The following is a 5479-nucleotide window of genomic DNA, read 5'->3' as shown; positions in this document are numbered from 1 at the left end:
CGGCCCGACACCGGACGGCCCGACCAGCCAGCGCCGACCCTGGCAGTGGCCGAGCCGGGCACCCGGGGCGGCCTGCGCGGACGCCCCGCCCGGCCGTTCCCCGGCGGTCCGGCCGACGCCTCGGGCACCCCCGGTACGCCCGCCGGCGGCAGCCTGCTGGACATGCTCAAGGTCGCCATCGCGATCCTGGACACCGCGGGCCGGGTGGTGCTCTGGAGCCCCGCCGCCGAGGAGCTGCTCGGCTGGCCGAACGAGCTGCTGGTCGGCCGCCGGATCGAGGAGCTGATCCCCGACCGGGAGCAGGTCGCCCGGATCCGGGGCGCGATCCAGGACACCCTGCGACACGGCCGCTGGGCCGGCTACGCCGAGCTGCGCGACCGGGACGGCGCCCCGGTCGCCGTGGACGCCCGGATCTCCCTCCTGGTGGACGGCGACGGCACCCCGTTCCTCCAGGTCAACATGGCCGAGGCGGCCGCCGTCCAGGCCGTCGAACGGGACCTCGCGGTGCGCGACGCGCTGTTCGAGCAGTCCCCGCTGGGCATCGCCATCATGGACACCGGCCTGCGCTACACGGCCGTCAACCGGACCCTCGCCGAGATGAACGGCGTCGCCCCGGACGACCACGTCGGCCGCACCACCGGCGAGACCCTGCCGGAGCGGGCCGCCGACGAGATCACCGCCATCCAGCGCCAGGTGCTGGCCACCGGCGAGCCGGTCATCGACGTCACCCTGGCCTCCCCGGTCACCACCCGGGCCGGCTACCGCTCGATCTCCTACAGCCGGATGACGGACCGCTCCGGCCGGGTGCTCGGCATCTCCGGCACGGTGATGGACGTGACCGAGCGCTACCGGGCGGTCGCCAAGGTCGAGCACGCCCGGCGCCGGCTCTCGCTGCTCAACGAGTTCGGCTCCCGGGTCGGCGACCTGCTGGACGCCTCCCGGATCGCCCAGGAGCTGGCCGGCTCGGTCGTCCCCCGGCTGACCGACCACTCGGCGGTGGTCCTGCTCCAGGCCGTCGCGCACGGTGACGACCTCCCCCGGCACGGCCACGACCGGCGCACCTCGCTGCTCCAGCTCGGCACCGCCTCCGTCCAGGACGGCCCCGAGGTGGACGTGATGCTGCGCCGCGGCGCCCGGATCACCTTCGCCGAGGAGTCGGTCTGCGGCCGGGTGCTGCGCACCGGCGTGCCCGAGCTGCTGTCCGGCGCCGACCAGCTGGACGACGTCACCTACCCCGGAGACCCGAAGATGCAGGCCGCCCGGGACCTGGGCGTGCACTCGATGCTGGTCGTGCCGCTGCGCGCCCGCGGCATCGTGATCGGCCTGCTGCTGGTCAGCCGGGCCGGCTACCGCGAGGGCTTCGACCGGGACGACCTGGCCTTCACCGTCGAACTGGCCGACCGGGCGGGCAGCTCGCTGGACAACGCCCGCCTCTACGCCCGCGAGCGCACCGCCGCGCTCACCCTCCAGCGCACCCTGCTCCCGCAGCAGGTCCCGCAGCCCACCGGCGTCGAGGTCGCCTACCGGTACGTGCCCGGCAGCAGCGGCACCGAGGTCGGCGGCGACTGGTTCGACGTCATCCCGCTGCCCGGCGACCGCACCGCGCTGGTGGTCGGCGACGTGATGGGCCACGGCCTGCGGGCCGCCGCCACGATGGGACGGCTGCGCACCGCCGTCCGGGTGCTGGCCGCCCTCGACCTGCCGCCGGACGTCCTGCTGCGGCACGTCCACGAGCTGGCCGACGACCTCGCCCAGGGCCCGGACGAGGCGCTGCTGGCCACCTGCGTCTACGCGGTCTTCGACCCGGCGACGGCCCGGCTCACCGTCGCGAAGGCCGGGCACATCCCGCCGGTGCTGGTGGTGCCGGGCGAGGACGCCGCGGAGCCGACCCGCACCGGCGGCCCGCTGCCCGGCGGCGCCGGCCGCATCCTCGACCTGCCCTCCGGCGCCCCGCTCGGGGTGGGCGGAGTCCCGTTCGAGTCGGTCGAACTGAAGATCCCCGAGGGCAGCCTGCTGGCGCTGTGCACCGACGGCCTGGTCGAGTCCCGGGACAAGGACCTGGACGTCGGCCTCGGCCGGCTGGTCACCGTGCTCCAGGGGCCGCACGCCTCCATCCAGGCCGCCTGCGAGGCGGTGCTGGACACCATGGAGCAGGGCCGGGAGCCGGACGACGTCGCGCTGCTGCTGGCCCGGCTCGGCCACGGCCAGGCCGGCACCCCGACGGTGGGCTGGACCCTGCCGGCCGAGCCCACCGCCGTCTCCCGGGCCCGCCGGCTGGTCCGCGCCACCCTCGTCGAGTGGGGCGTCGAGGAGCTCACCGACACCGCCGAGCTGCTGGTCAGTGAGCTGGTCACGAACGCCATCCGGTACGCCAGCGCCCCCATCGGGGTGCGGCTGACGCTCGGTGAGACGCTGCTGGTCGAGATCTCCGACCCGCTGCCCGACCCGCCCCGGGAGCGGCACGCGGCCGAGGCCGACGAGGGCGGGCGCGGTCTGGAGCTGGTCCACCGGCTGGCACTGCGCTGGGGCGCCCGGGCCGAGGGCATCGGCAAGGTGGTCTGGTTCGAGCAGGCGCTGCCGGGTAGTGAGCCCGATGGATCGTGAGCGGAACGAACAGCAGGGGAGCGGGGTCGCATATGCCATCGGGCGCTCAGGGGGAGCGCGCGCTCCGGAAGGGGGCGCGAGCGTGGCATTGTGGTTGCGCGGGCGGTAGGACAAAAACCTTCGCCCGATCTGATGTTGTGATGTTGAGGGCGTGTGAACGTACCCCTCGATGATGAATACTCGGTCTTCTCGACATCCGGACGGTCGCGGGTTGGAGGGGTCGGTCCGTTGAACAGCACTCCGGCGCGGAGCGTGTCGCCGAGCAGCAGCGGTCATGCCGCTGTACCCGGGCAGGCCGGTTCCGCGCACCTGTCCGTACCGGACGGCGCGGTCGCCGGGCGCGGCCACCACCCCGTCGCCGAGGACCGCGCCTGGGGCGCCGGCGACCCCGGCTCGATCTACGACTACATCCGGGTCGCCACCTTCGCGATCGGCCCCGACGGGCGGATCAGCCAGTGGAGCGAGCGCGCCGCCGAGTTCTTCGGCATCCCGGCCGCCGAGGCCGTCGGCGCCGACCCGGTCACCACCTTCGTCCCCCGCGAGCTCTGGCAGCGCGGCCGGGCCCGGCTGGAGCGCACCCTGGCGGGCGAGGAGTGGGTCGGCACCACCCCGTACCGGGACGCCGACGGCGGCGAGGGCCTCGCCGAGCTCTACCTGATGCCCGACAGCGCCCTGCCCACCGCGGGCGCCACCTGTCTGGCCGTCGACCTCGGGCGGCTGCGCCGGATCGAGACCGACCTGGCCGCCTCCGAGGCCGTGTTCGGGCAGACGCCCACCGGCTTCGTGCTGTTCGACGACCGGCTGCGGCTGCAGCGGGTCAACGACGCCTTCGCCTCCGGGATGGGACTGGTCCCCACCGACCTGGAGGGCCTCACCCCGCACGACCTCTTCCCGCCGTCCGAGGCGGACCGGCTCACCGCAGCCCTGCGCAAGGTCGCGGCCACCGGCGAGCCCGTCTTCGACCTGCGCTTCCACGGCGCCGTCCCGACCCGCGAGGGCAACCGGCTCTGGGCCGTCTCGCTGTACCGCCTGAACGGCTCCGCCGGGCAGACCATGGGCGTCGCCGGGCAGGTCTCCGACGTCACCAGCCGGCACGTCGCCGAGCGCGAGGCCGACGGGGTGCGCCGCAACCTGGCCCTGCTCAACGAGGCCAGCGCGCACATCGGCTCCACGCTCGACCTGGAGACCACCGCCAAGGAACTGCTGGACGTCGTCGTCCCGCCGTTCTGCGACCTCGCGACCGTCGACCTCTACACCGCGCTGCTCTCCGGCGAGACCGTGCCCAGCGCCGGCCGGCTCGGCGACACCGTGCTCACCGACGGCAGCGGCGAACTGCGCCGGGTCGCCGTCTCCAGCGTCGTCGGCGGCGCCTCCTCGGTGCTCGGCTCGGTCACCGGCCTGCCGATCGCCGAGGCCGGCGGCACCCTCTGCTACCCGCGCCGCTCCCCGCACGCCCGGGCGCTGCGCACCGGCCGCAGCGTCGTCCCCGAGCCCGGGCGCGACCCGCTGCTGCGCTCCACCCTGATCGTCCCGCTGGTCGCCCGCGACCAGGTGCTCGGCCTCGTCCAGCTCTCCCGGGCGATCGGCAGCGAGCCCTTCGACGCCCGCGACGTCGCGATCGCCGAGGAACTGGTCGCCCGCGCCGCCGTCTGCATCGACAACGCCCGGCTCTACCGGCGCGAGCACGAGCGGGCGCTGATCCTCCAGCGCAGCCTGCTGCCCCCGGGCAACCCGGCCGCCAGCGGCCTGGAGATCGCCTGCCGCTACCTGCCCAGCAACAACAACACCGAGGTCGGCGGCGACTGGTTCGACGTCATCCCGCTGCCCGGCAACCGCACCGCGCTGGTCATCGGCGACGTGATGGGCCGCGGACTGCGCGCCGCCGTCGCGATGGGCCAGCTGCGCACCGCCGTCCGCACCCTGGCGATGCTCGACCTCGACCCCGCCGAGGTGCTCGGCGCCCTGGACGAGATCGCCCGCGGCCTCGGCGACGACTCGGTGCCGGCCGGCCCGCCCACCCCGTACGGGCGGCTCACCTCGACGGCCGACGAGGAGGCCCGCGAGGTCTACCTGGCGACCTGCGTCTACGCGGTCTACGACGCCGTCACCCGCCGCTGCGTCTTCGCCAACGCCGGCCACCTGCCGCCCGTCCTGCTCAGCCCCGGCGAGAGCTCCCGGATGCTCGACGTGCCGCCCGGTCTGCCGCTCGGCGTCGGCGGCGAGCCCTTCGAGGAGGTCGAGCTGACCCTCCCGGACGGCGCCGTGCTCGCGCTCTACACCGACGGCCTGGTGGAGAGCCGCAAGCACCAGCTGGACGAGGGCCTGCGGGCCTTCCGCTCCGCGCTCTCCGACGGGGGCAAGGGGCTGGAGGACCTCTGCGACCACGTGCTCGGCGAGCTCAACCCGCACCACGGCGAGGACGACATCGCCCTGCTGATGGCCAAGGTGCACGCCTTCCCCGAGGACGCCGTCGGCAACTGGTTCCTGCCGCCCGAGCCCACCTCGGTGGCCAAGGCCCGCGAGCTGGCGTGCAGCTGGCTGCTCGCCCGGGGGCTGGACGAGCTGGTCGACACCACCGAGCTGCTGGTCAGCGAGCTGGTCACCAACGCGCTCAAGCACGGGCGGGGCGAGATCCGGCTGCGGCTGCTGCGCGAGCGCGGCCTGGTCTGCGAGGTCTGGGACGACGGCTACGCGCAGCCCCGGCAGCGGCGCGCGCAGGAGACCGACGAGGGCGGGCGCGGCCTCCAGCTGGTCAGCCTGCTGGCCGAGCGCTGGGGCAGCCGGCGCACGCCCAAGGGCAAGATCGTCTGGTTCGAGCTCGGGCTGTAACGGCCCGGATCGGTGGGCCGGACGGGTGCAGTCGCCCGGCCGCCCG

The 5479-nt window shown here is 75.1% G+C and carries 2 protein-coding genes; both read left to right on the top strand.

The window, feature by feature from the left end:
- Nucleotides 1-2604 (top strand): SpoIIE family protein phosphatase (locus tag AE652_RS34240; protein ID WP_049658780.1); only part of this gene is annotated, 2604 nt, incomplete at its 5' end.
- Between the two features lie 228 nt (nucleotides 2605-2832).
- Nucleotides 2833-5433 (top strand): SpoIIE family protein phosphatase, encoded by a 2601-nt coding sequence (locus AE652_RS34235; RefSeq protein ID WP_369808354.1) that lies wholly within the window; start codon nucleotides 2833-2835, stop codon nucleotides 5431-5433.
- Nucleotides 5434-5479: the final 46 nt, after the last annotated feature.

The organism is Kitasatospora sp. MY 5-36 (genome assembly GCF_001182915.1).
GTDB lineage: Bacteria > Actinomycetota > Actinomycetes > Streptomycetales > Streptomycetaceae > Kitasatospora.
The sequence above is the reverse complement of the archived record's forward strand: the minus strand, read 5'-3'. Positions and strand labels throughout refer to the sequence as shown.